The organism is Streptomyces sp. NPDC054842 (assembly GCF_053611025.1).
In genome coordinates, this window is record NZ_JBSGZN010000029.1 from 37,687 (window position 1) to 61,751 (window position 24,065).

The 24,065-nt window shown below is 73.5% G+C and carries 17 protein-coding genes; 9 read left to right on the forward strand and 8 right to left on the reverse strand.

Annotated elements, in window-relative coordinates; all coding sequences use genetic code 11:
• Window positions 1-164 precede the first annotated feature (164 nt).
• Window positions 165-1,667, forward strand: a complete 1,503-nt coding sequence (locus ACWGIS_RS22630; protein ID WP_453364321.1) for an MFS transporter — start codon at window positions 165-167, stop codon at window positions 1,665-1,667.
• A 36-nt stretch (window positions 1,668-1,703) separates the two neighbouring features.
• Here ACWGIS_RS22630 and ACWGIS_RS22635 read toward each other — a convergent pair whose 3' ends face one another.
• On the reverse strand, window positions 1,704-3,287 hold the full coding sequence (locus ACWGIS_RS22635; RefSeq protein WP_453364265.1) for a phosphatase PAP2 family protein: 1,584 nt from the start codon (window positions 3,285-3,287) through the stop codon (window positions 1,704-1,706).
• A 136-nt stretch (window positions 3,288-3,423) separates the two neighbouring features.
• On the opposite strand from ACWGIS_RS22635, the gene ACWGIS_RS22640 reads away from it, so the two are divergent.
• The 4 genes from ACWGIS_RS22640 (at window position 3,424) to ACWGIS_RS22655 (ending at window position 6,446) form a co-directional block, all read left to right on the forward strand.
• The gene (locus tag ACWGIS_RS22640; RefSeq protein WP_453364266.1) at window positions 3,424-4,440 is read left to right on the forward strand and encodes a Ppx/GppA phosphatase family protein; all 1,017 of its coding nucleotides are present in this window, start codon (window positions 3,424-3,426) and stop codon (window positions 4,438-4,440) included.
• A gap of 150 nt (window positions 4,441-4,590) precedes the next feature.
• A complete protein-coding gene (locus ACWGIS_RS22645; protein ID WP_453364267.1) occupies window positions 4,591-5,586 on the forward strand; it encodes an iron-containing redox enzyme family protein in 996 nt (331 codons plus the stop codon).
• Window positions 5,570-6,262, forward strand: a complete 693-nt coding sequence (locus ACWGIS_RS22650) for a HemK2/MTQ2 family protein methyltransferase (protein ID WP_453364268.1) — start codon at window positions 5,570-5,572, stop codon at window positions 6,260-6,262. The genes ACWGIS_RS22645 and ACWGIS_RS22650 overlap by 17 nt, the downstream gene beginning before the upstream one ends.
• On the forward strand, window positions 6,243-6,446 hold the full coding sequence (locus tag ACWGIS_RS22655; RefSeq protein ID WP_355790384.1) for a CDGSH iron-sulfur domain-containing protein: 204 nt from the start codon (window positions 6,243-6,245) through the stop codon (window positions 6,444-6,446). Before ACWGIS_RS22650 ends, ACWGIS_RS22655 begins: the two co-directional genes overlap by 20 nt.
• 345 nt (window positions 6,447-6,791) lie before the next feature.
• Here the strand turns inward: ACWGIS_RS22655 and ACWGIS_RS22660 are convergent, their stop codons facing one another.
• From ACWGIS_RS22660 to ACWGIS_RS22680, 5 genes are all read right to left on the reverse strand, one after another.
• Window positions 6,792-7,226 (reverse strand): protease inhibitor, encoded by a 435-nt coding sequence (locus ACWGIS_RS22660; RefSeq protein ID WP_453364269.1) that lies wholly within the window; start codon window positions 7,224-7,226, stop codon window positions 6,792-6,794.
• Window positions 7,227-7,521: 295 nt separating this feature from the next.
• On the reverse strand, window positions 7,522-8,562 hold the full coding sequence (locus ACWGIS_RS22665; RefSeq protein ID WP_453364270.1) for a LacI family DNA-binding transcriptional regulator: 1,041 nt from the start codon (window positions 8,560-8,562) through the stop codon (window positions 7,522-7,524).
• Between the two features lie 65 nt (window positions 8,563-8,627).
• Window positions 8,628-11,060, reverse strand: coding sequence for a glycoside hydrolase family 3 C-terminal domain-containing protein (locus tag ACWGIS_RS22670; protein WP_453364271.1), 2,433 nt, complete (start codon window positions 11,058-11,060; stop codon window positions 8,628-8,630).
• A gap of 16 nt (window positions 11,061-11,076) precedes the next feature.
• Window positions 11,077-12,825, reverse strand: coding sequence for a discoidin domain-containing protein (locus ACWGIS_RS22675; RefSeq protein WP_453364272.1), 1,749 nt, complete (start codon window positions 12,823-12,825; stop codon window positions 11,077-11,079).
• Between the two features lie 113 nt (window positions 12,826-12,938).
• Window positions 12,939-14,033 carry a DUF1996 domain-containing protein gene (locus ACWGIS_RS22680; protein WP_453364273.1) on the reverse strand — a complete coding sequence of 365 codons (1,095 nt, stop codon included), beginning with the start codon at window positions 14,031-14,033 and terminating at the stop codon, window positions 12,939-12,941.
• 426 nt (window positions 14,034-14,459) lie between these two features.
• Between ACWGIS_RS22680 and ACWGIS_RS22685 the strand changes: the two genes are divergently transcribed.
• A complete protein-coding gene (locus ACWGIS_RS22685) occupies window positions 14,460-16,256 on the forward strand; it encodes a coagulation factor 5/8 type domain-containing protein (RefSeq protein WP_453364274.1) in 1,797 nt (598 codons plus the stop codon).
• A gap of 398 nt (window positions 16,257-16,654) precedes the next feature.
• Window positions 16,655-17,839: a glycoside hydrolase family 64 protein gene (locus ACWGIS_RS22690; RefSeq protein WP_453364275.1), complete on the forward strand. Its 1,185-nt coding sequence runs from the start codon at window positions 16,655-16,657 to the stop codon at window positions 17,837-17,839.
• Between the two features lie 133 nt (window positions 17,840-17,972).
• Here ACWGIS_RS22690 and ACWGIS_RS22695 read toward each other — a convergent pair whose 3' ends face one another.
• A complete protein-coding gene (locus ACWGIS_RS22695; RefSeq protein WP_453364276.1) occupies window positions 17,973-19,181 on the reverse strand; it encodes a PucR family transcriptional regulator in 1,209 nt (402 codons plus the stop codon).
• A 113-nt stretch (window positions 19,182-19,294) separates the two neighbouring features.
• Here ACWGIS_RS22695 and ACWGIS_RS22700 point away from each other — a divergent pair, with 113 nt between their 5' ends.
• Window positions 19,295-20,464: a lactate 2-monooxygenase gene (locus tag ACWGIS_RS22700; protein WP_453364277.1), complete on the forward strand. Its 1,170-nt coding sequence runs from the start codon at window positions 19,295-19,297 to the stop codon at window positions 20,462-20,464.
• Window positions 20,461-21,462: a 2-hydroxyacid dehydrogenase gene (locus ACWGIS_RS22705; protein ID WP_453364278.1), complete on the forward strand. Its 1,002-nt coding sequence runs from the start codon at window positions 20,461-20,463 to the stop codon at window positions 21,460-21,462. Before ACWGIS_RS22700 ends, ACWGIS_RS22705 begins: the two co-directional genes overlap by 4 nt.
• Window positions 21,463-21,522: 60 nt before the next feature.
• On the opposite strand, the gene ACWGIS_RS22710 is transcribed toward ACWGIS_RS22705, so the two are convergent.
• Window positions 21,523-23,400 (reverse strand): RICIN domain-containing protein, encoded by a 1,878-nt coding sequence (locus tag ACWGIS_RS22710; RefSeq protein WP_453364279.1) that lies wholly within the window; start codon window positions 23,398-23,400, stop codon window positions 21,523-21,525.
• Window positions 23,401-24,065: the final 665 nt, after the last annotated feature.

The window sequence follows — 24,065 nt, forward strand, 5'->3', positions numbered from 1 at the left end:
GGTTCACGAGGCGGCCTGTGCTCAGGGACGGCGACGGATGCGAGGGCGTTGTGTGCCACACAAGCGAAACTTTGCCGTTTCGATCGCCGTGGTCTACGCTCGACGTGTACGAAACCGTTTCGTTTACGTATCCGTAACGCAGCGCAACTTCCCTGGAGCGTTCTCTGATGTCCCCGACCCTGACCGAAAACACCCGCGCGGGTGCGGCGGAAGCGCCCGCGGCGCATCCGGCGAAGCGGTGGTGGATCCTCGCGATCGTCGGCATCGCGCAGCTGATGGTGGTCCTCGACGCCACCATCGTGAACATCGCCCTGCCCTCCGCCCAGGCGGACCTCGGCTTCTCCGACGGCAACCGGCAGTGGATCGTCACCGCCTACTCGCTGGCCTTCGCCTCCCTGCTGCTGCTCGGCGGACGCATAGCCGACCTCTTCGGGCGCAAGCCCGCCTTCCTCGTCGGCGTCGCCGGGTTCGCCGGAGCGTCCGTGCTCGGCGGCGCGTCCACCAGTTTCGGCATGCTGGTGATGGCCCGCGCCCTCCAGGGCGTCTTCGGCGCACTGCTCGCCCCCGCCGCGCTCTCGCTGCTGAACACGACGTTCACCGAGGCCAAGGACCGCGCCAAGGCGTTCAGCGTGTACGGCGCCATCGCGGGCGCCGGCGGTGCGGTCGGCCTGCTGCTCGGCGGCGTCCTCACCGACGCGCTCGACTGGCGCTGGACGCTGTACGTCAACGTCGTCTTCGCGATCGTCGCGTTCGTCGGCGGCTGGGTGCTGCTCGGCAACCACCGCGACGCGGCGAACTCCCGGCTGGACCTGCCGGGCACCCTGCTGGTCTCCTCCGGCCTCTTCGCCGTGGTCTACGGCTTCTCCAACGCCGAGACGCACGACTGGTCCTCACCCGCCACCTGGGGCTTCCTCGTCGCCGGCGGTCTCCTGCTCACCGTGTTCGGCTGGTGGCAGACGCGGGCCAAGCACCCGCTCCTGCCGCTGCGCGTCCTGCTCGACCGCAACCGCGCCGCGTCCTTCGTCGCCGTCCTCATCACCGGCGCGGGCATGTTCGGTGTCTTCCTCTTCCTCACCTACTACCTCCAGCTGAACCTCGGCTTCAGCCCCACGAAGACCGGCGTCGCCTTCCTGCCGATGGTCGCGGCCATGATGGTCATGGCCCAGCTCTCCACCACCGTGCTGGTGCCGCGCATCGGACCGAAGGCCGTCATCCCGGCGGGCTTCGCCATCGCCGCGGTCGGCATGGCGTGGCTGACCGGCATCGGCGTCGCCTCGGACTTCTCCACGGCCGTGCTGCCCCAGGTCGTCCTGATCGGCGCGGGCCTCGGCATCGTGATGCCGCCCGCCATGGCGCTCGCCACGAGCGGGGTGGCCGCCGAGGACGCCGGCGTCGCCTCCGCGACGGTCAACACCATGCAGCAGGTGGGCGGTTCGATCGGCACGGCCCTGCTGAACACCCTGGCCGCGAGTGCCGCGACGAGCTACCTGGCCGGCCGGGACGCCACCGACAAGCTGGTGCAGGCGCAGTCCACGATCGAGAGCTACACGACCGCCTTCTGGTGGTCGGCCGGGTTCTTCGCCGCGGGCACGGTGATCGCCTTCCTGCTCTACCGCCGCGGGACGCAGGAGCCGGACCCGGACGCCGCACCCGTCGTCCACATGTGAGCGAGCCCGGACCGCCGACACCGGTCCGGAGCAAGGTCACCCGCGAGCCGAGGGGCCGCCGTCCTCAGGGAGACGGCGGCCCCTCGCCCGTGCCCGGTACCGGGCGGTGGCGGCGGCGAGACGTGCCTGCCGGCCGAGCTCGTTCGGCGGCAGCGCCGGCCGGTAGACGACCAGCGCCCGCGGGTCCTTCGTCAGCCTCAACTCGTCGGTTCCATGGACGACTTCACCGTCCTGGGCCAGTGGCCCCGTCCCCGCGAGGCCGGCCAGCTCCACCCGCGGCACGGTCTCGGCGCTGTACACGCGGGAGCGGCCCAGCGCCCCGGCCAGCGCGGAGACGAGCACCCGGGTACGCGCGAGACGGTGACCGGCGTCGACCGTCCGCAGGTCCAGCAGCCCGTCGTCCAGGCGCGGCCGGTAGGACGGGGCGAAACCGTCGGGCAGGTAGCGGCCGTTGCCGGCGAACAGCAGCCACAGCCGCCGCGGCCGGCCGTCGACGATCAGCTCGACGGGGGTGGACGTACGCAGGACCCGGGCCGTGGCCAGGGCCGCCGCCGGCCACTTGCCCCAGCGTTTCTCCAAGTGCTCGCGGACGCGGACCAGTTCGGGATAGAACCCGATGCTGAAGGTGTTGAGGAACCGCACCTCCTCGCCCGTCGCCGACGTGGCCACCCCGAAGTCCACCGCCACCGCCTCACCCCGCGTGACGGCGACCGCGGTGTCCTCGAACCCCGGTACGCCCACGTCCAGCGCGAAGTGGTTGAGGGTGCCGCCCGGGAACACGGCGAGGGGCAGGCCGGCCCCGGCGGCGGCCCGGGCCGCCGCGTTGACACTGCCGTCACCCCCGCACACGCCCAGCGCGCCGCCCGACCGCGCGGCCCGCTCGACCGCGTCGCCGAGCAGCCGCGCGAAGTCGTCGTCGGGTCCGCACTCGACCAGTTCGGCCCGCGGCAGCAGCCCGCGCAGGTGGTCCGCGGCGGGCAGCGGCGAACCCGGCCCGCCGCTGCCCGCGCCGCTGTTGACGAAGACCACCAGTCCCTCGCCGTCGGGCAGGGCGGGGGCGCCGGCCGCCGGCCGTTCGCGCTCCGGGACGGGGCTTCGCGGGGGCCACCACCGGCAGGTGAGCGCGGCGGCCCCGGCCCCGATCGCGGCACCGGCCAGCACGTCACCGGGGTAGTGCACACCGACGTAGATCCGCGAGAGGGCGACCGCCGCGGCCAGCGGCGCGACCACGGCACCGTACCGGGTGGACTCCAGGGCGACCCCGGTGGCGAAGGCGGCGGCCGAGGCGGCGTGCCCGGAGGGGAAGGACGTGGTGTGCGGCTGGCGCCGCAGGTGCCGCACGGGCGGCACGTGGTCGAGGAGCGGACGGGGGCGCCGGGCGCCCCACTTGACGACGGTGTTCACGGTGAGGGAGGCGAGGGCGAGCGAGCCGGCACCGCGCAGGGCGGCGCGCCGGGCGGTGCGGCCGCCGAGCACGGCCAGCCCGGCGGCGGCGCACAGCCAGAGCCTGCCGTGGTCGGCGGAGCGGCTGAGCCGGGTCACCGCCGGATCGGCGCCCGGCAGCCGCGTACCGGCGACCCGTGTGAACAGCAGTCGGTCCCACTCGCCCAGTGCACCCATGCTCCATCGGTACGGGATCGCGCCCCCGACGGCATCCGGGGCGACCCGGACCGGTGACGGCGCTGCTCCGGGCGGCGCACCCGCGCGGCCGCCGCGCGACGGGCGTGCTTCGACACCAGCCGGGTACTTCCCCGGAATGCGACTGAGCGTGGTGGATGTGGGATCGAACACTGTCAGACTGGTCGTCGCGGACGCCGAGGGCGGGGTGCCGCTGCCGGTGCACACGGCCAAGTGGCGCCTGCGGCTGTCCGAACACGTGGAGCCGGACGGCCACATACCCGAGGAATCGGTGCATCAACTCGTCCAGGCGGTGCACGGTGCCGCGCGGACCGCGCAACGGTGGGGCGCGCTCGGCCCGTTGGCGTTCGCCACCGCCGTGGTGCGCAACGCGCCCAACCGCGCGGAGATCCTGCGGACCGTGCGGTCCGAGACCGGAGTACCGCTGTGCACGCTGCCCGGCGAGGTGGAGGGTGAGCTCACGTTCCTCGGCGCCCGAAGATGGATGGGCTGGCGCTCGGGACCGCTCGCGCTGATGGACATCGGCGGCGGCTCACTGGAAGTCGCCTTCGGGCGGGGCCGGTTGCCCGACTTCGTGGCCTCCCTGCCGCTGGGCGCCAGCCGGTTGACGCAGGAGTTCCTGCTGGGCCAGGACCCGCCGACGCAGGAGTCGCTGCGGGCACTGCGGCGCCGGGTGCGCCACCAGCTGCGGGACGTCGCCGCGCGCATCCGCTGGGAGGGTCCGCGCACCGCGGTGGCGACCTCGCGGACGTTCCAGCAGCTCGCGCGGCTGTGCGGGACCGCGCCCGGCCGCAACGGGCCCTTCGTGGAGCGGGAGCTGCACCGCAGGGAGCTGGGCGCCGCGATCCCGCGCCTCGCCGCCCTCCCGGCGCGCGAACGCGCGCGGCTGCCCGGCATCTCGGCGCCCCGTGCCGCGCAGAGCCTCGCCGGTGCCGTGGTCGGGCACACGACGATGAAGCTCACGGGGCTGAAGAAGGTCAGCATCTGCCCGTGGGCCATCCGCGAGGGCGTGCTGCTGCGGCACATCGAGGACGGCGGGTCCTGGTGGGCCGAGATCAGCGAGCACTACGACGACATGCCGCCGCCCACCGGGGCGGGGACCGTGCCGCTGCGGATCGCGGCGCAGGCCCGCTGAGCCGGAGCCGGCCCCCGGCACGGGCGGCCTTCGTCCATGTGTTCGAGCACATGCCGGACGACGGACGAGGGCCGCCGGACGGGTCGGCGGCGCCGTCACGAGCACCGCGGCACCACGGATGACCTGGCGCGTGGCGGGTACCCGCCCGCCATGACAGAAGATCGTCCAGGACCGAAGCTGCCGCACGGCCGCGGCCCCCTCTCGACGGCCGTCATCGCCCACCTGGCGGGCACGGGCGCCCTCCCCCCGGCCGAGGACGTCCGTGCGGCGTCGCCCTACGGCGACGACCTCCAGCTCGCCCTGTACTGCTGCTACGAACTGCACTACCGGGGCTTCGCCGGGGTCGATCCGGACCTCGAATGGGACCCGGAGCTGCTGCGGACCCGGCGGGCCCTCGAAGAGCGGTTCCTGACCGCCCTGCGCGCCGACACCCAGGTGCACGACAGCGTCGAGGCCGCGGTCAAGGAACTGCTCGTGGAGCCGGCGGAAGGTACCGGAGTCAGCCACCATCTGCGCGACGAGGGCGAGTTGTGGCAGGTCCGCGAGTACGTTGCGCACCGCTCGCTCTACCACCTGAAGGAGGCCGACCCGCACGCCTGGGTGCTGCCGCGGCTGTGGGGCCGGGCCAAGGCGGGGATGGCGGCCGTGGAGTTCGACGAGTACGGCGGCGGCCGGGCCGAGCGGGTGCACGCCCAGCTGTTCGCCGACATGATGAAGGACCTGGGGCTGGACACGGCGTACGGCGCCTACCTGGACTCGGGTTCCGCGGAGATGCTGGCCGTCGTCAACATGATGTCCCTCTTCGGCCTGCACCGGTCGCTGCGCGGCGCCCTGGTGGGCCACTTCGCCGCGGTCGAGATCACGTCCTCGCCCGGCTCCCACCGGCTCGCCGAGGCCATGCGGCGTACGGGCGCGGGTCCGGCCGCCGAGTTCTTCTACGACGAGCACGTCGAGGCCGACGCGGTGCACGAACAGGTCGTCCGGCGGGACGTGATCGGCGGCCTGCTGGCCGAGGAGCCCCAGCTGGAGGCCGACGTGGTGTTCGGCATCGACGCCACGGGCCATCTGGAGGACCGTCTCGCCGCGCGTCTCCTCACGGAGTGGCGGGCCGGGAGGCCCACGCTGCGGGATGCCCATATTTCATGACTTCCCGGGTACCCGGCCTCGCGTGAAACCTCTGGCACTTCCGGGCGTGTACGCCCCACAGGATGACACCTCTCTGCTGGTCGACGCGCTGGCGGACGAGCCGCTCGCACCCGGGGCACGGGTGCTGGACGTCTGCACGGGTACCGGCGCCCTGGCCCTGGAAGCCGCGCGGAAGGGCGGCCGGGTGACCGCCGTGGACGTCTCGTGGCGGGCCGTGTGCACCGCCCGGCTGAACGCCCGCCTGGCCGGGCTGCCGGTGCGCATCGTGCGCGGCAACCTCTTCGCCCCGGTGGCGGGCCAGTCGTTCGACCTGATCCTCACCAATCCGCCCTACGTGCCCGCGCCCGGCGCCCGGGGCATGCCGCGGGGCGCCGCCCGGGCCTGGGACGCCGGCCAGGACGGCCGGCTCGTGCTGGACCGGATCTGCCGCGAGGCACCCGCCCTGCTGCGGCCGGGGGGCGTGCTGCTGATGGTCCACTCGGCGCTGAGCGGAGCCGATCCCACCCTCAGGCTGCTGCGGGCGGCCGGGCTGACCGCTGCCGTGGCGGAGCGGCGCTGGGTGGCGTTCGGACCCGTGCTGCGCGAACGGGAGAGCTGGCTGCGCGAACGCGGTCTGCTCTCCGAGGACGACGAGAAGGAAGAGCTGGTGGTCATCCGTGCCGAACGACCCCTCTGACGCCGCGCGCCGGATCACCGTGCAGCGCCGCGGCCCGCTCCTGGTGGACGGCCCGGTCGAGGTCGAGCTGGAGGACGGCAGCGTCGTCTCCTCGGACCGCTTCCGCGTCGCGCTGTGCACCTGCCGGCTCAGTCGCCGCTACCCCTGGTGCGACACCAGCCACCGCCGCTCGAAGCCGACCTGAGCGGCCCGCCCGGACATCCGCCCTCCGCCGTGGTGCGCGCCGGACGAGCCGGGTGAGCCCGGCCGGACGACGAGGTGTCGTCGGCCGGGCGAGCCGGGTGCGGCCGGCCGGTCCGCGATCGGCCGCATACGTCGACTCGTCACCCCTGCCCTCACCCGATCAGGTGGACGATGTCCTGGTGCGCGGCGACGCGTCGTGCCGTGGACATGCCGAGGGCCGGCGGACGGCCCCACTCCGTCCTGCCGGCCCTCGGTGCGAGATCACGTGGTCCTCCGCGACGGGGGCTCGCACTCCCCAGTTACGGCCCTCGATGGATGCTCACGGGGGCCGCGCGATCCCGGTCCCTCAGAACGCGAAGACGGTCATCCCGTAGGAGTTCTTCACGCACTCGTTGGCGAAGGTGCGCTCGTAGGACACGCGACGGCCCTGCCACACGCCGTCCACGGTCACGACCACCGGATCGAACTGCTTGGTACACATCACCTCGCCCCTCACGTCCAGGGCGTCGAAGTCCCCGCCTGACGAGCGGAGTTCGGCACACGCCCGGACCGGGTCCGGATGGGTTCCCGAGGCGGTCGGGGCGCAGCTCAGGGTGACGGCCCGTTCGGGCGTGACACCCGCCGCTCCCTCGCCGTGCCCGGTGGTGAGAACCAGGGCCGAGGGGGCGTAGAGCGAGGCGGGCGCGGGGGTGGGGGCTGCGAGGGCGGAGCCGGCGAGGGGTCCGCAGACGGCGGTGGCCGTGAGAGTCAGGGTCGCTGCCCAGCGCGCGGTGTTCGGCATTGTGTGCATCCTTCCGCTGTTCGGAGGCGTACCGGCTCGGGTTGGTTGCCGGTGCGGCGAGCGCGAGTCTGCCGAGTCCGGCAGGGAAACACACATCGACCCCACGCGTTTCGGTAACTTTGAGTATTGAATCAGTGGCGCGAAGTCACAGAATTCGAACGTGCAAGCCCCATGGCTACGGGGTTGATCATCGCCGGTATCGGTCCCCTGGCCGGTTTCCCCTGGCTCGGCAATAGGCCTGAAACATTCCGGTTCGGGCCCCGGCGGTGCCGTCCGGGGGCGTCCCGGGCACCTCTCACGCCGAAGCGCGCACCACGAGTTCCGGTGCGAAGACCAGTGCGGTGGGTTCGGTCCGCACGCCGCGGATGTGCTCGTCGAGCAGCCGCGCCATCGCCGCCGCCATCTCCTCCACCGGCTGGCGCACCGTCGTCAGCGGCGGACGGCAGGTCACCGCCACGCTGGAGTCGTCGAAGCCGACCACGGCGACGTCGTCCGGCACCCGCCTGCCCCGCTCCCGCAGCAGCTGGCAGACGCCCTGGGCCATGAGGTCGTTGGCCGCGAACACCCCGTCCACGTCCGGATGTCCGGCCAGCAGCGCGGACATCGCCGACATGCCGCTGTCCAGCGTGAAGCCGCCCTCGGCGACCGGGACGTGCAGGTGCCCCCGGCGCGCCATCGTGTCGCGGAAGCCGGCCAGCCGGTCCTGACTCGCGGAGACGGCCAGCGGGCCGGTGACGGTGACGATCCGCCGGCAGCCCCGGGCCAGCAGGTGCTCGGCGGCCAGCCGCGCGCCGTCCCGGTGGGCCAGGTCGACGTGGCTGAGCGGCAGGGGCCGCGACGGCCGCGCGAACAGCACGGCGGGCACTCCCGCGTCGGCGAGGAGGGCGGGCAGGGGGTCGTCCGCGTGCGTGGAGACGACGAGGGCGCCGTCCGCGCTGCCCTGCCGCAGGTAGGCCAGCGCCTGCTCCCGCGCCGCCACCGACTCGGCGAACATCAGCACCGGGTGCATCGAGCGGGGGCGCAGGTAGCCCACCACTCCCCCGACGACGCGCCCGAAGAACGGGTCGGCGAAGACGCGGGTCGCGAACCCGTTCTGCTCCTCCTCCGAGGCGTCACCGGCGCCGGAGACGATGAGCGCGACGGTTTCCGTGCGCCGGGTCACCAGGGAGCGGGCCGCCCGGTTGGGCGCGTAGCCGGTCCGCTCGATGGCCTGGCGCACGACGTCCTGGATGGCCGGGTCGACGTTGCGGACGCCGTTGACGACCCGGGACACGGTCGCCCGGGAGACCCCCGCCTCCCGCGCGACGTCCTCCAGCGTAGGAGCCTGTCTGCTCATTCCGGCACCCTAACGGGCCGTCCCGCGCACGGTATAGAGCGCTCTCCGGCTCCTGCGGGCCCAAGTCAGCCGGCTGCCGTCACCTCCAGCGCCGCCGTCAGCGGCAGATCACCGGCCGAGCGCCCGGCCAGCACCAGGCAGTGGCCAGGCTCGGTGCGCCAGGCCCGTTCCGCCGGCGACCAGTGCCGCAGCGCGCGGGCCGGCACCCGGACGCACGCCGTCACCGTCTCGCCCGGGGCCGCCCGGACGGCCGCCCAGCCCGCCAGCCACCTGGCGGGGCGCTCCCACGCCGACTCCGGCCGCGCGAGATACACCTGTACGACCTCACGTCCCGGCCGGCCGCCGGTGTTGCGCACGTCGACGCGTACCGTGAACGGCGCGCCGGCCTCGACCGCGGACGGCGCGCCCACGTTCTCGTAGCACCAGGTCGTGTAGCCGAAGCCGTGGCCGAACCAGTAGGCGGGCTCCCGGCGTCGGCGCAGCCAGGCCCGGTAGCCGATGTGCAGTCCCTCCTCGTAGTCGAGCCGTCCCGCGTGCGGGCGGGTCCGGGTGACGGGGGCGTCGGCGAGGGCGGCCGGCCAGGTGGTGGGCAGGCGTCCGCCCGGTTCGGCGCGGCCGAACAGCACGTCGGCGAGACCCGCGCCCGCCTCCTGCCCGGGGAACCAGGTCAGCAGGACGGCGCCGGCCCTGGTGTGCCAGGGCAGTTCCACCGGTCCGCCGCTGTTCACGACGACCACGGTCCGCGGGTTGGCGTCGGCCACCGCGCGCACGAGGTCGTCCTGCCGGCCGCCGAGGGCGAGGCTCGTCCGGTCGTGGCCCTCCGACTCGTCGTGCTCGGTCGTGCCGACGACCACGATCGCCGCGTCCGCCTCCCCGGCCGCTCGGGCCGCGGCGGCGAGCGACTCCTCGGCGCCGGTGTCCGGGGGTGCGGCGCTGACGACCGTCGCGCGGCCGGTGCCGGGGGCCAGCTCGCGCCGGGCCACCAGGTGCGCGGTGCGCCCGGCTGCCAGGTGGACCCGGCCGTGGTGGGCGGGCGGGCTGACGTGGACGACCGCGGGATCGTCGGTCCGCCTCGGGAAGTCGCCGTCGACCAGGGTGTGTTCGTCCACGGTGAGGCTCAGCCGGCCGAAACCGGCGATGCCGAAGGTCCAGGCGCCGGTGGTCCTCGGCAGGAGCAGGGCACTGATCTCCACGGTGTGCGCGGCCGGTACCAGAAGCGGCTCCAACTGACGCCCCGATTGCCGGTGTTCGGCGTAGAGCTCGGCCCCGGACACGTCCAGCATGCGCAGCAGGACGCCCGCGACGCCCGAGCGCGGGTCCCGGCACAGCTCCATGTCGAGGGGCGGCGGCGGCGCGTCCGGTGACGGCCCCGGCGCGTGGACGACGCGGGCCCGGCCGCGCAGCGCGGACCGGATGCCGTCGAGCGGGGTGACGACGGCCGACGGGAAGACGCCGGCGCTGCCACCGCCCTGCGCACGCGGTCGGGTGGCGTGCGCCCCGATGACGGCGACGGTGCCCAACGCGGCCGGATCGAGGGGCAGTACGTCGCGGTTGTGCAGGAGCACCGTGCTCGCGGCGACGGCGCGGCGCAGGAGGAGCCGCGCGTCGCGGGAGCGGACCCGGGGCGCCGTGGCCCGCGGTCCGCCGAGCGCGCCGGCCCGGTCGGCGAGCCGCAGCAGCCGACGGACCTTGTCGTCGACGGCCGCCTCCGGGACCGCCCCCTCCCGCACCGCGCGGACGAGCGCCTCACCCCAGGGGCCGTCCGGGCCCGGCATCGCGAGGTCGAGGCCGGCGGCACCCGGCCCCGCGGTCGAGCGCACGGCGCCCCAGTCGGAGAGCACGACGCCGTCGAAACCCCACTCCCCCTTGAGGGGTTCGGTCAGCAAGGGGCTGGCCGCCATCGTGTGTCCCCCGACGCCGTTGTAGCCGGCCATGACGACCCGGACGCCCGCCTCGACGGCCGCCTCGAACGGGGCGAGGTACACCTCGCGCAGCGCCCGCTCCCCGACCCGGACGTCGACGGTCAGCCGGTCGGTCTCGGAGTCGTTGGCGACGTAGTGCTTGGCGGTGGCGGCCACCCCGTGCGCCTGGAGGCCGCGAATCAGGGCGGCACCGGTGCGGCCGGTGAGTTCGGGGTCCTCCGCGAAGCACTCGAAGTGCCGTCCGCCGAGCGGGGTGCGGTGCAGGTTGAGGGTGGGGGCGAGGACGACGTCCACGCCCTTGCGCCGGGCCTCGGCGGCGAGGAGCCCACCGAGGCGCTCGGTGAACTCCTCGTCCCACAGGGCGCCGAGCGCGGAGGCCGAGGGCAGCAGCAGCGCCGGGTCCCGCTCGTCCCAGGCTTCCCCGCGCACCCCCGCGGGCCCGTCCGACATCACCAACTCCCGCAGTCCGAGAGCCGGTTCGGCCGCGGTGCGCCAGGTCGTCGCACCGGTGAGCAGCCGGACCTTCTGCGGCAGGGTCAGCTTGTCGAGCAGGCGCTCGAGTTCTTCGTCGGTCATGGTTCACGGACTCCGCTCAGCGGTGGACGCCGAAGTGATACAGCGAGTAGCCCCAGCCGGTGCCCCGCGCCGTCCCGTTGATCCGCACGTACCGACCGGTGCCGCTGACGTCGAGGTCGTCGACGCCGCCGTTGCCGTCGCTCACGGTGCGGACGGTCTGCCAGTTCTGGCCGTCGTCGGAGGTCTGGACGGTGTAGCCCTTGGCGTAGGAGGTCTCCCAGACGAGCTGGACGTGGGTGAACGACGTGCGGGTCCCGAGGTCGACCCGGATCCACTGGGGGTCGCTCCAGTCACTGGCCCAGCGGGTGTCGGCCCTGCCGTCCACGGCGTTGGCGGCCGGGCAGGGGCAGTCGCCGCCCGAGGGCTGGTACGAGGAGGCGGTGGCCGGCCTGCCGAGGGCGAGGTCGGTCCCGTTCACCGGCGGGGCGACCACGCGGATCGAGCGGGTCTCGACGCCGACGTTGCCCTTGCCGTCGGTGGCCTTGACGTACAGCTTCCAGACGCCGGGCCGGTCGGGCGCGGTGAAGCGGAGCCGGCCTCCTCCGAGGTCGGTGGCGGGCAGCGAGGTGAGCTGCTTGGACTGGTCGACGTAGTTGCCGTTGACCAGGACCTCGTAGGCAACGGGGTCGCCGTCGGGGTCGGTGGCCTTGGCGGTGACGGTGACCTGGCGGCCGGCCGGCACCTGGGACGGGTCGACGTCCAGGGCGGGTTCGGGGACGACGGGCGGGGTGTTGTCGCGCGAGGTGTCGGCCCCGTACGCCCTCTTCACCGCGTAGTAGGACAGGCGTTTCTGGCCGGCGGGCAGCAGGTTGAACCAGATGCCGCCGAAGTCGTACTCGGTGCCGTAGTGGAACATCGTGGCGCCCAGCGCGACACCCTGGTGACCGGTGACGCAGTTCCAGGCACGGGTGTATCCCTCGGCCTTGGCCTGGTCGGTGGGCTCCTTCGGTACGCCGTTGGCGTCGTCCGGCACCTCCCATTCCCCCGCGGGCCCGGTCTCGGTGACGATGTACGGCTTGGTGTAGCCGCCCCGCTGCCAGTCGGCGCGCACGTCGCAGACCGCGTCGTAGGCGTTGACGGCGTACAGGTCGAGGTCGGGCGCGTTCCTCTTGTAGTAGGGCCAGGCGCCGGTCCACGCGTCGGTCGAGGTGACCGGATGGTTCGGGTCGACGGCGTGGATCTTCCTGGTGATGTCGTTGACGAGGGTGGTGTAGGCGTTGCGCTGCCGTTCCAGCTCGTCCCCGCTGTAGCAGTTCTGCAGACCGAGGACCGATTCGTTGCCGACGTTCCACATCAGGACGCCGGGGTGGTCCTTGTAGGTGGCGACCCACTTGGGGAACTCGTCGAGCACCTGGTTCTTGTACGCGGTGTCGGTCAGGTAGTCAACGCAGCCGCCGCTGCCCGGGCCGCCGCCCGGCTGGAGCCAGAAACCGGCGATGACCTTGATGCCGTTGGCGGCCGCCGAGTCGAACAGGGGCTTGCTGGAGGCGTCGGTGCCCCAGGTGCGGACGGTGTTGACGCCCATGGACTTCAGGTCGGGCAGGTAGCGGCCGGCGTCCGCGACGGACGGCCCCCAGGTCAGTCCCTTGACCTGGTAGGGGCGGCCGTCCACGGTCAGCTGCCAGTTGCCCTGCGAGCCGGTCACCTTGACGACGCTGCCGGCGGCCTGGGCCTGCTGCGCGGGCAGGGCGAGTGCCCCCGCGGCGAGCAGGGTCGCCACGGCGGGCGCCGCGGCCCGGCGCGCGGCGGTACGGGATCTGGTCATGTCTGCGTCTCCGGTGTGCGGGTGGGGGGGGAGGCCGGCCGACGGGGAGGCAGCCGGGCCGGCGGGGGACCGGCCGGAGGGGCGGGCGCCGCTCCGGCCGGCGCGGCTCCGGGTCAGGGGAGCCGGTAGTTCGCGTCGAGCGCCGCCCCGGCCTCGGGGTGGGTCTGGTCGTAGCCGCGGGCGTCGCACTGGAGCGCGCCGACGACGCAGTGGTCCACGAGCGCCTTCAGCGTCGGGTCGTCCCAGGCGTTGAAGAAGTCGTAGTGGAAGGAGTAGCCGGGTCCGCTGGCCAGCCTCACCTGCGAGAGGTCACCGTTCACCGGGAAGGCCATCTTGAACTCGATCATCGGCAGCGCGACCGGGTGGGACGCGGGGCAGATGTTGTTGTTCGTGCCGGGGTTGACCACCGGATAGGCCATGTGGCTCTGGTGGTCCGGCGTGTCCAGGTACCGGCCGTCCCAGCAACTCGGCGCCTGGAACCGGATGTTGAGCTGGACGTCGGGGCCGGTGGGGCAACTGGCGGGGAACTGCACGTTGAAGTAGCTGTTCCCGCACTCCCAGCCCTCGACGAAGCCGCGGTGGCTGCGGAACTGCTCGGCGGTCTGCATGGGGTTGCCGACCACGAACCGCAGCCCCTTGGGGAAGGGCCGGACGCTGGTGTAGTCCGTGACGCCGGCCTTGTAGTAGATGGTCTGCGGTCCGACCGGCAGCACCGCCTGCGTCCCCTTGAACAGGGTCGGCATCCAGTACGCGGACTTGTCGCCGGGCGCCTTGCAGGTGGTGGACCCGCCGCCGAGCGAGGCGGTCGAACTGGCCGCGTTCGTCGTGGTGTTGCCCATGAAGGTGTGATCGTGGGACTTGCCCGGCTGGCCCGGATAGACGATCGGGTCGTCCGGGCGGGTGTGGGACACCGAGCAGTTGGCCTGGAACTCGTGGAAGTAGCGGTGGGGCGGCTCCTTGGTGGAGGGCTGGACGCCGGTCACCTGCGGGACGGCCGGGATGAAGCCGTCGCCGTCCGGGTCGTCGGGTGAGGCGGCCGTCGACGCGGCCATCACATGGCCGGCGTGCGGGACCGCGGCCCGTTCGGCCGGCGCCCCGCCGGCGGGGAGGGTGTCGGCGCTCATGGCTACTCCGCCGAGGCCGAGCGAGGTCAGCAGCAGCGCGCCGCTGACGAGCATTCCTGAGACGATCTTCGATCTCCGTGCCATGGAGACCTCCTGCCACGTCGAGGGACGGTGGGGGTCGAGCGGCCGTGAGGGCGGCGTGCGAGGTGCTCCCGCGACGGCTCGCCGAGGGACGATCACCTGTGCCGGAAACAGGTGGGAGAGCGCTCTCCCGCCCTGGAGTGTTGTGGCGGTGACGCGGGAGTGTCAAGGGATCCGACGAGGTGTCATCCGAGCGCCGGCACGCATCTCTTGAATCCAGTCCCTGACCGGGAGCCGGTACGGCGGAGGACTCCCGCGCCGCCGAACCCGGCCAAAACGGCGCCTAGTTGCCGTCGCGTCCGCAACAACTCACGCGGCCGCGGTCACAACTCTTGACGCGTCGTTCACGCGGATGAAGCATTCATCGGCGAGAGAGCGCTCCCAGACACCCCACACCGTTCATTTCCTGAACCAGGAGAGTCTCCCCCCATGCACCCTGCCCCCACAGGTCCCTCCTCTTCCGGCCGGTCCCCCCTCGCCCGGCGCACGGTGCTCGGCGCCGTGGCCGCCGCGGCCGCCGCCCCCGCACTGCTCGCCGCCTCCTCCCCCGCCCAGGCGGCGCCCGACACCGCCCGCGCCCTGCCCGGCGGCGGCGACCTCGGCCCTAACGTGATCGTCTTCGACCCCGCCACCCCCGGCATCCAGGCCAGGCTGGACCAGGTGTTCGCCCGGCAGGAGTCGGCCCAGTTCGGCACCGGCCGCTACGCGCTGCTGTTCAAGCCGGGCACGTACCACGGCCTCAACGCCCAACTCGGCTTCTACACCTCGATCGCCGGCCTCGGACTGTCACCGGACGACACCACGATCAACGGCGACGTCACCGTCGACGCGGGCTGGTTCAACGGCAACGCCACCCAGAACTTCTGGCGTTCGGCGGAGAACCTCGCCCTCAACCCCGTCAACGGCACCAACCGCTGGGCCGTCGCCCAGGCCGCCCCCTTCCGGCGCATGCACGTCAGGGGCGGCCTCAACCTCGCCCCCGACGGCTACGGCTGGGCCAGCGGCGGCTACATCGCCGACAGCCGCATCGACGGCACGGTCGGCCCGTACTCCCAGCAGCAGTGGTACACCCGCGACAGCTCCGTGGGCGGCTGGACCAACGCCGTCTGGAACATGGTGTTCTCGGGCGTGCAGGGCGCACCCGCGCAGAGCTTCCCGAACCCGCCGTACACCACGCTCGACACGACACCCGTCTCGCGGGAGAAGCCCTTCCTCTACCTGAACGGCGCCGACTACCGCGTCTTCCTGCCCGAGAAGCGCACCAACGCGCGCGGCACCACCTGGGGCAGCGGGACACCCCGGGGCACCTCGCTCCCCCTCACGCAGTTCTACGTGGCCAAGCCCGGCGTCACCGCCGCCACCCTGAACGCGGCCCTGGACCAGGGCCTGCACCTGCTGCTCACCCCGGGGATCTACCACCTCGACCAGCCGGTCCAGGTCAGGCGTGCCAACACCGTGGTGCTCGGGCTGGGTTACGCGACGCTGATCCCGGACAACGGCGTCACGGCCCTGAAGGTCGCCGACGTCGACGGTGTGCGGCTCGCCGGGTTCCTGATCGACGCCGGACCCGTCAACTCGCCCACCCTGCTGGAGGTGGGCCCCACCGGGGCCTCGGCCGACCACTCGGCCAACCCGACCACGGTCCAGGACGTGTTCATCCGCATCGGCGGGGCCGGCGCGGGCAAGGCCACCACCAGCATGGTGATCAACAGCCGGCACACCATCGTCGACCACACCTGGGTCTGGCGCGCCGACCACGGGACCGGCGTCGGCTGGGAGACCAACCGCGCCGACTACGGCGTCCGCGTCAACGGCGACGACGTCCTGGCGACCGGCCTGTTCGTCGAGCACTTCAACAAGTACGACGTCCAGTGGTACGGCCAGCGCGGCCGCACGATCTTCTTCCAGAACGAGAAGGCCTACGACGCGCCGAACCAGGCGGCGATCCAGAACGGCTCCGTCAAGGGGTACGCGGCCTACAAGGTCGGCGACTCGGTCACCGCGCACGAGGGCTGGGGCCTCGGCAGCTACTGCTACTACAACGTGGACCCCACCATCGTGCAGCACCACGGATTCGCCGCGCCGAACAGGCCCGGGGTGAAGTTCCACGACCTGCTGGTCGTCTCGCTGGGCGGCAACGGCCAGTACGAGCGGGTCATCAACGACACCGGGTCACCGACCTCCGGCACCTCGACCGTGCCGTCCACGGTGGTCTCCTACCCCTGACCGCCGGCCCGCCCGCTTGAGCGGCACACCCCCGGGCGTCCCGCCGCCACCCACGGCGCGGGGCGCCCGGGCCCCACGCCTCGCTTAAGCGAGCCCTAAGAGATCTTTATGCAGCAAGGCTGCGTAACAACGCGCAGGTCAGCGCCTCTTGCCCGGCGACGCTGAACGTTGGCGGGGGCAACCGTCCTGCGTAGCATCACTGCCATCCCTCCGGCAGAACGACCCCCACCCCCGCAACTCCTCCGCCGCACAACGAAATGCGGCAGGAGCCCCCACCGCGCACACACCGCTCCCGCCCCCGCACATCGGCGGCCCGCCCGCTTCCACGGCGGCCACCAGGCCGGGCGATCCCGGCTCCCGGACCCCGCCGGAACCCCCCCCACGAGAACAGGAACCACATGATCACCCGTAGAAGGATGTTCGCCTCCCTCGCCGCCGCAGCCGTCGCCGGTCCGGGTCTCGCCCTGGTCGCGCCCCGCGCCCTGGGAGCGGCCGTTTCGGACGGCTCCCGCACCGCGGCGGCCGGAGCGCTCCCGCTGACCATCGTCAACTCGACCGGCGAGTTCGCCAATTCGTCCGTGTACCTCTACGTCGTCGGCAACCAGGACGGCCGCCAGGTGCGGGTCACCCCGGACGGCACCCTGGCGCCCGTGGCGCTGTCCGACAACGGCGCCGACGGGTACACCGACTACGCCATCCCGCTGGCCGCGAGCGGTGAGACAACGTTGTCCCTCCCCTACATGTCCGGCCGCATATACGTCGCCCTGGGCGGCAAGCTGAAGTTCAAGGCCGTCACCGACGGCGCGGGGAACGCGGCTCTCCAGTACCCGGCGGGCTGGGTCACCTCCGACCCCAGCTACGACGTGCTGCACGACTGCGCCGAGTTCACCTACAACGCGGCCGGGATGTTCTGCAACACGACCATGGTCGACATGTTCAGCGTGCCGATGGCGATCCGGCTCACCGGCGCCGCCGACCGGACCACCGGGACGCTGGTGGCGGGTGGACGCGACAAGGTGTTCGCCGCCGTCAGGGCCGTCGACGCCTTCGCGCCGCTGGTCGTGGGCGACCGCCGGGTGATCGCCCCCGGACACGGCCTGGACGCCGGGCTGTTCGCGAAGGACTACCTCGCCCCGTACATCGACGAGGCGTGGAGCACGTACGCCTCCAGGGACCTGAAGGTCACCACCAACGCCGGGACGTTCACCGGCCGGGTCAGCGGCGGCACGCTCTCCTTCACCGGGCCGGCCTCCGTGTCCTTCGCCAAGCCGTCCACCCGTGACGTGCTCTTCTGCGACGGCGCGCTGGCCGCGCCCAACGACGGCAGAACCGGCCCCGTCGCCGCGGTCCTCGGAGCGGCGTTCAACCGCACGACCCTGGTGAGCACCCCGGACCAGCCGACCACCGACCCCGCGTCCTTCTACCGCACCGCGGTCACCAACCACTACGCGAAGGCGCTGCACGCCGCCACGGCCGACGGTAAGGCGTACGGCTTCGCCTTCGACGACGTGGCGGACTTCGCCTCGTACATCCAGGACACCGCCCCGACCGCCCTCCGGCTGTCCCTGACGCCCTTCTCGTAGCGGCACCAACGGCAGGCGCCCGCCGGGCCCTTCCGCGCCGTCGCGGCAGGCGGGGTCCCGGCGGTGCTTCCGTGGTCGCCCTTCTCCGTCGCCGGGCCGCGCACCCGGTGGACCGCTGCCGTTCCCGCGGGGCTCAGAACCCGGCCGTGCGGGCGATGTCCAGGGTGAGGCGGTGCCAGGCGTCGCGGGGGTCTCGGCCGGTCAGGGTGTGGACGCGGCGCAGGCGGTAGCGGAGGGACTGCGGGTGCAGGTGCAGGCGGCGCGCGGCGGCGTTCGCCGAGCCGGTGTCCAGGTAGGCGACGAGGGCCTCCAGCAGGTGGCGTCCGCCGGGTTCGGCGAGCGGGCCGAGGACGAGCCGGGCGATGTGGTCCGGGGCGGCGGCCGGGTGCCCGGCGAGCAGCGCCAGGACGTGCGCGTCGGCGTCGGTGAGCAGGTGACCGGGCCGGTGGGCGTGCGCCGGTGCCGTGTCGAGGGCGTCGGCGGCGAGGCGGTGGGCGACGGCGACGCGGTCCAGGCTCTCGCCCGTGAGCGCGCAGCCGCGCCAGGAGTGTCCGGCGAGCACGGCCGCGGCGCGGGCGGCGGCGGTGGCCGGCAGCAGCAGGACGGCGCGCGGGCCCCGTACCGTCGCCAGGGACGCGGTGTCCCCGTCGGGCGCGGCCAGGGCGTCGAGGAGTCCGGCCGCCGCGTCGTGCGACATGTCGGCGCCGTCCGCGACGGCCGGCTCGGCGACCAACAGGCAGTACGGGTCGGGGAGTTGGATGCCCAGGCGGGCCGAGCGGTCGGCCAGCGCGCCCACCGAGGCGTGCCGGCCCGCGATCAGGTCGTCGAGCAGCAGCCGCAGCGCCCGGCCGCGGTCCCCGGCGAGGTCCTCGCTGGTGGCGGCGTACGCCGTGGCCATCTCCTCGGAGAGGGTGTCGAGCGCGGTCAGCAGCATCCGGGTGAGGGCGAAGGCGTCCGCGGCGGCCAGGTGCGGCGCGCGGGCCGCGATCTCGTCGGTGAGGACGGTCGCGGCCACCCGGTAGGCGCGCAGCACCGCCTGGACGGGGCGTCCGTCGGCCGCCCGGGCCGCCGCGATGCCGCGGAACCGCCGGAGGTCGGCCGCCTCCAGTACGCCGTCGGTGGCCCACAGGTGCAGCAGGCGTTCGAGGCCCCAGGCCGCGATGGCCCGCACCTCGGGCAGCCTGCTGTCGTCGAGGGCCGCGTAGACGGGGACCTGTTCGTGCACCGCGTCGACGACCGCCGCGACCACGCGCGGGTCGGCGAGCAGCTCCTGCCGGACACGCTCCCTGTCCCCCGCCGGGGGCGGTGCGCCTGCGGCCTCCTTCGGCGTCCTGCTTGTCACACCGTGATGATCCCAGCCGCGCGATGTGCGCACCACGGTGGACGGGCCTTGTCACACTCGCCAGGATCGACGTCGTACAGCGCGGTCTCAGGGACGAGAGGCGGGACGTACGGATGGCGAAGCACTGGGCCGACTTCCAGTACGAGATCTATCTGAACGGGATGACGGGAGCCGTACCGCGGCTGCCCACCGATCTGACGCGGCTGGAGGAACTCACCGAGCAGCGGCTCGGCCCCGGTCCGGTCGGCTATGTCGCGGGCAGCGCGGGCAACGGCAGTACGGCCCGCGCCAACCGGGCCGCGCTGGAGCGGCGCAGGATCGTGCCGCGGATGCTGCGGGACGTGCACGAGCGTGACCTGTCGGTGGAGGTGCTGGGCCGTTCGCTGCCGGCGCCGCTGGCGCTCGCGCCGGTGGGCGTGCTGTCGATCATGCATCCGGACGCCGAGTCCGCCGCCGCGCGGGCCGCCGCGGCGCAGGGCGTGCCGTTCGTCCTGTCGTCGGCCTCCAGCACGCCGATGGAGCAGGTCGCGGAGGCGATGGGCGACGCGGAGCGCTGGTTCCAGCTGTACTGGGCCAAGGACCGCGAGGTCACGAAGAGCTTCCTGGACCGGGCGAAGGCCGCCGGGTACACGGCGCTGCTCGTCACCCTCGACACCCCGATGCTGGCCTGGCGTCCGCGCGATCTGGACCAGGCGTATCTGCCCTTCCTGCACGGGGTGGGCACCGCCAACTACTTCTCCGACCCGGCGTTCCAGGCAGGTCTGGCGAAGCCCGTGCACGAGGACCCGAACGCCGCCGTGATGCATTTCGTGGGCATGTTCGCGGACCCGGGCAAGACGTGGCCGGACCTGGAGTTCCTGCGGGAGAACTGGGACGGGCCGATCCTCCTGAAGGGCGTCCTGCACCCGGACGACGCCCGCCGTGCCGCGAGTGCCGGGATGGACGGGGTGATCGTGTCCAACCACGGCGGGCGCCAGGTGGCGGGTTCCGTCGCGGCGGCCGACGCGCTGCCCCGGGTCGTGGAGGCGGCGGGCGACCGGCTGGCCGTCCTGTTCGACAGCGGTGTCCGCACCGGCGACGACATCTTCAAGGCGCTGGCCCTCGGTGCGCGGGCCGTGCTCGTGGGACGCCCCTACGCGTACGGGCTCGGCCTGGACGGGCAGGCGGGCGTGGAGCACGTCATCCGCTGCCTGCTCGCCGAGTTCGACCTCACCCTCGCCCTGTCCGGCCACGCCACCCCGGCCACCGTCGGCCCCGACGACCTGATCGAGGAGACCGCATGAGCACCGCGCACGACTCCGCGGGCGAGACCGTGAAGAACGTGCTGGCCGTCGTGTCACCCCATGTCGGGGGCCGGACGGCGGGGGCCGGGCTCGCCGCCGTCTTCCCCGGGCGGGCGCGGGTGACCGTCGTGGAGGCCACGGACGAGGACCCCGTCGCGCTGCGCGAGGCCCATGTCGTCATCACGGGGCTCGCTCCCGTGGACGCCGGGCACATCGCCGCCGCGCCGGAACTGGAGCTGATCCAGTGCGCGAGCCACGGTTTCGACTACGTCGACCTGGACGCGGCGCGCGCCCGGGGGCTGCCCGTGTGCAACATCGGCTCCAGCGGCGCCGAGAAGCAGAACGTGGCCGAGCAGACCTTCGCCCTGATGCTCGCCCTGGCCAAACAGCTGGTCCCCGCCCACACCGCGCTCGTGGACGCGGACTGGGCGCTGCCGCGGCTCCAGCGGTCGATCACCGAGCTGTCCGGCAAGGTCCTCGGGATCGTCGGACTGGGCCACATCGGCGAGGAGGTGGCCCGCCGCGCCGTCGCCTTCGACATGAGCGTCGTGTACGCGGGCCCGCAGCCGTTGGGCCCCGAGGCCGAGGCCCGGCTGGGCGGGGCCCGCCACGTCGGACTCGACGAGCTGCTGCGTGTGTCCGACTACGTCAGCCTGCACGCGCCGCTCACCGAGGCGACCCGGCACCTGCTGAACGCGGAGCGGCTGGCGCTCCTCAAGCCGACCGCGTTCGTCGTGAACACCGCCCGGGGCGCGCTGATCGACCAGGACGCCCTGGCGGACGCGCTGGAGGCGGGCACGCTGGCCGGTGCGGGCATCGACGTCTTCGACCCCGAACCCCCCACGGCGGCGCTGCGGTTGCTCAAGGCCCCGAACGTGGTGCTCTCGCCGCACGTGGCCGGTGTCACCCGCGAGACGCTCGTGCGGATCGCGCTGGCCGCCGTCCAGAACGTCGCCGGCTTCCTCGCGGGCGAGGCACCCCGGGACGTCGTGTCGTAGCGGTGCCGCGTGCGGCGTGGGGGTGGGCCCGGACCGTGAACCCGCCCCCACGCACGACGGTCAGAGTCCTGCGCCCGCCAGGACGTCGGACGGCTCGACGGGCAGCTGGACGGGCACCGGCAGGGCCGGGGCCCGGCCCGTGTCGTCGCCGACGGTCACGGCCCGGCGCGGTTTGTGCCGCTTCGACGGGGACTTGTCCGGGTGCGTCGAAGGGGCCGGCCGCCGCTCGTCCGGCGACCCCTCCGACGCGTCGTCCGAGGGAGTCCCGGAGGGCCGGGCCGGCGGTGCGGACGTCCCGGCGACGGACAGCGAATCGGGGCTCGCCGTCGGGACGTCGGTCGCCCAGCGCTGGTCGTCCGAGCCGTCCCGGGCCTTGGTCACCACGTCCGCCTTCGGATCCGTGGCGGCGGGTACGACGGCCAGCTCCTTCTTCCACCGGGGCAGCAACTCGCCCTGGAGGGTGAGGTCGTAGCGCACGTCGTCAGCGCTCTTCGCGCCCTCGGCCACGCAGCGGCCCAGCACGACGAGTCCGGAGGCGTCCGCGTGGGAGTCGAGGCACAGTCCGGGAGCGGCGACGCTGCGCAGCAGGCCGTCCTCCTCGTACGACCACTGCTGGGTCCAGGCGGAGGAGCACACGGCGAGCGCGGTCCCGGTGCCGGCCTCGGCCCTGCCGCCTCTGACGTCCAGGCACAGGTCGGCGGCGAGATTGCGGAGCCTGGTCCGGCGCGGGGCGTCGGGCAGACCGGCCGAGTCGGGCGGTGACGTGGCGCCGGGCGGCGTCGGGGAGCCGGGGGCGGGTGAGGCCGCGGTGCCTCCGGTGGCGCCGGTGGAGGCGGCCGGGCCGGTGGTGCCGCCGTCCTGCGACCAGACGCTCGCGACGAGCACGGTCGCCAGCACCGCCGCCGAGGCGATGCCGACGCCGGTGACGACGGCCCTGGCGTCGGTCCCGCGCTGCGGGTTCCAGCGGCCGGGCGCGGGGATCCGGGACATGAGCCGGTGGCGTCCGCCTCCCGCGGCGCGTCCCCGTCCGCCCGCCGGGCGTCCGCCGCGGCGCGGGCGGTCGCCTTCGGTGGGGGCGGTCGCTCCGGTGCGCGCACCCTCCCGGCGGCCGGGACGGGATTCCAGGTAGCGCCTGGCTCCCCAGCCGAGCACCGATTCGGCGAGCAGGGTGCCCAACCCGCTCTCGAAATAGCCCAGTTGTTCGGCGGCGAATCGGCAGTGGCGGCACTCCTGGAGATGCTGCCGTACATCGGGGAGCAACGCGCCGCCGCGCCGAATGGGAACGTCCAGCAGCCTGTTGTAGAAGCGGCATTCCTTGCTGGGCGCGAGTTCCTGATGGGCGCGTACACAACCCGCCCGGAATTGTTCCCGCGCCTGCTCCAGCGCGGCGGCGGCGGAGCCGGTGCCCAGCCCCGACAGACCGGCCGGTACGGATATGGGCTCGGCCTCGACCTCCGTGTGCCACAGCAGGCACTGGGCGAGTCCGGACAGGCTCAGGAAAGCGCGCTCGGCGAGCCTGCGGTTCTCGGGTGTCACCGTCGTGGCCGCCCGCAGGCCGCGCGCCCCGGCGGGTTTCGCCAGCTGCGGCAGCACGGCGGTCACCGGGTCCTGGCCGGACCAGTCCGCCACCGTGTCCCGGACCGTGAGGAGCAGCCGGGGCCGCAGCGCGGCGCCGGACCCGCCCAGCGTCAGGTCCTCCAGGACCTGGTGGAAGGACGCGGCGGCCACCATCGAGGCGACGCCGGCCGAGGAGGCGAGGCAGATGACGGAGTAGTCGTACGCCGACTGCCAGTGGCGCGCCATGAGCAGGGCCACGGAGTGCGGCGCCCCGCCCTCCGGTCTGCCGCTCAGGCGGGCGGCCAGGCTCTCGTCGGATTCACCGGCGGGCGGCCCGGGCCTCGGGGGATGAGTAGGGAGTGGGGGGTGGGGGGTGTGCACAGAGCGGATTCCTTCCAGGGTTCACACCGGCAGGAGTTACGCCTGCCCGAATGACCCTTCGTTGGTGCGTACCTTTATCGGCGAGCGCGGGGGAAAGCGGCCGGGGACGGGGCCGCGGGGCGACCGTTGCCGAAGGCCTTTCGAGCCTGTCGGCGGCCCGAAATACCGAGTGGTGAATCAGACCTGGTCATTGCCCCTGCGCGGGGAGTTCACCCTCGCACAACTCGCGTTGGGCCAACAAGGCACTTGGGCAACATCCGCGGCAATTGAAATTCCGTCAGCAAGGCGCGTCGACTTCTCTCGCTCGCACCGGCATTCGATATCGGAAGCGCCCCGTGTGAAGTCCTCGCCCGCGCCGGCGCTCCGCGCACGCTCCCGGCGCGCGACGGCGCGTAGTCCACTGGGAACCGGCCCTTCTCGGAGGCCCCGCGCGGGACGGCGGCTCTCCCGTGCGAAACCGGCCGCCGGCCCTGATCTCCCGCCCTCGGCCGGCGGCCCCGGGGCGTCGAGCACCCTCCGCGTGGGTGCGACGCGGGGCCTCGTGGGAGCGCTCCGACAGTCCGGGGACGGTGCCCGCGCTCCCGGCGGACGTGCGTGCGACCGCCCTGCGGCACCCGTGCCGATGACTCCGCGTTCGCTCACAACTGACCGTGCAGGGACGGAAT

Bases quoted from the DNA above. Each gene is read 5' to 3' on its own strand.
- ACWGIS_RS22650 (WP_453364268.1), top strand. From the start codon at position 5,570: ATGCCCATATTTCATGACTTCCCGGGTACCCGGCCTCGCGTGAAACCT.
- ACWGIS_RS22685 (WP_453364274.1), top strand. From the start codon at position 14,460: ATGCACCCTGCCCCCACAGGTCCCTCCTCTTCCGGCCGGTCCCCCCTC.
- ACWGIS_RS22680 (WP_453364273.1), bottom strand. From the start codon at position 14,033: ATGGCACGGAGATCGAAGATCGTCTCAGGAATGCTCGTCAGCGGCGCG.
- ACWGIS_RS22665 (WP_453364270.1), bottom strand. From the start codon at position 8,562: ATGAGCAGACAGGCTCCTACGCTGGAGGACGTCGCGCGGGAGGCGGGG.
- ACWGIS_RS22700 (WP_453364277.1), top strand. From the start codon at position 19,295: ATGGCGAAGCACTGGGCCGACTTCCAGTACGAGATCTATCTGAACGGG.
- ACWGIS_RS22675 (WP_453364272.1), bottom strand. From the start codon at position 12,825: ATGACCAGATCCCGTACCGCCGCGCGCCGGGCCGCGGCGCCCGCCGTG.
- ACWGIS_RS22645 (WP_453364267.1), top strand. From the start codon at position 4,591: ATGACAGAAGATCGTCCAGGACCGAAGCTGCCGCACGGCCGCGGCCCC.
- ACWGIS_RS22640 (WP_453364266.1), top strand. From the start codon at position 3,424: ATGCGACTGAGCGTGGTGGATGTGGGATCGAACACTGTCAGACTGGTC.
- ACWGIS_RS22635 (WP_453364265.1), bottom strand. From the start codon at position 3,287: ATGGGTGCACTGGGCGAGTGGGACCGACTGCTGTTCACACGGGTCGCC.
- ACWGIS_RS22690 (WP_453364275.1), top strand. From the start codon at position 16,655: ATGATCACCCGTAGAAGGATGTTCGCCTCCCTCGCCGCCGCAGCCGTC.
- ACWGIS_RS22670 (WP_453364271.1), bottom strand. From the start codon at position 11,060: ATGACCGACGAAGAACTCGAGCGCCTGCTCGACAAGCTGACCCTGCCG.
- ACWGIS_RS22660 (WP_453364269.1), bottom strand. From the start codon at position 7,226: ATGCCGAACACCGCGCGCTGGGCAGCGACCCTGACTCTCACGGCCACC.
- ACWGIS_RS22705 (WP_453364278.1), top strand. From the start codon at position 20,461: ATGAGCACCGCGCACGACTCCGCGGGCGAGACCGTGAAGAACGTGCTG.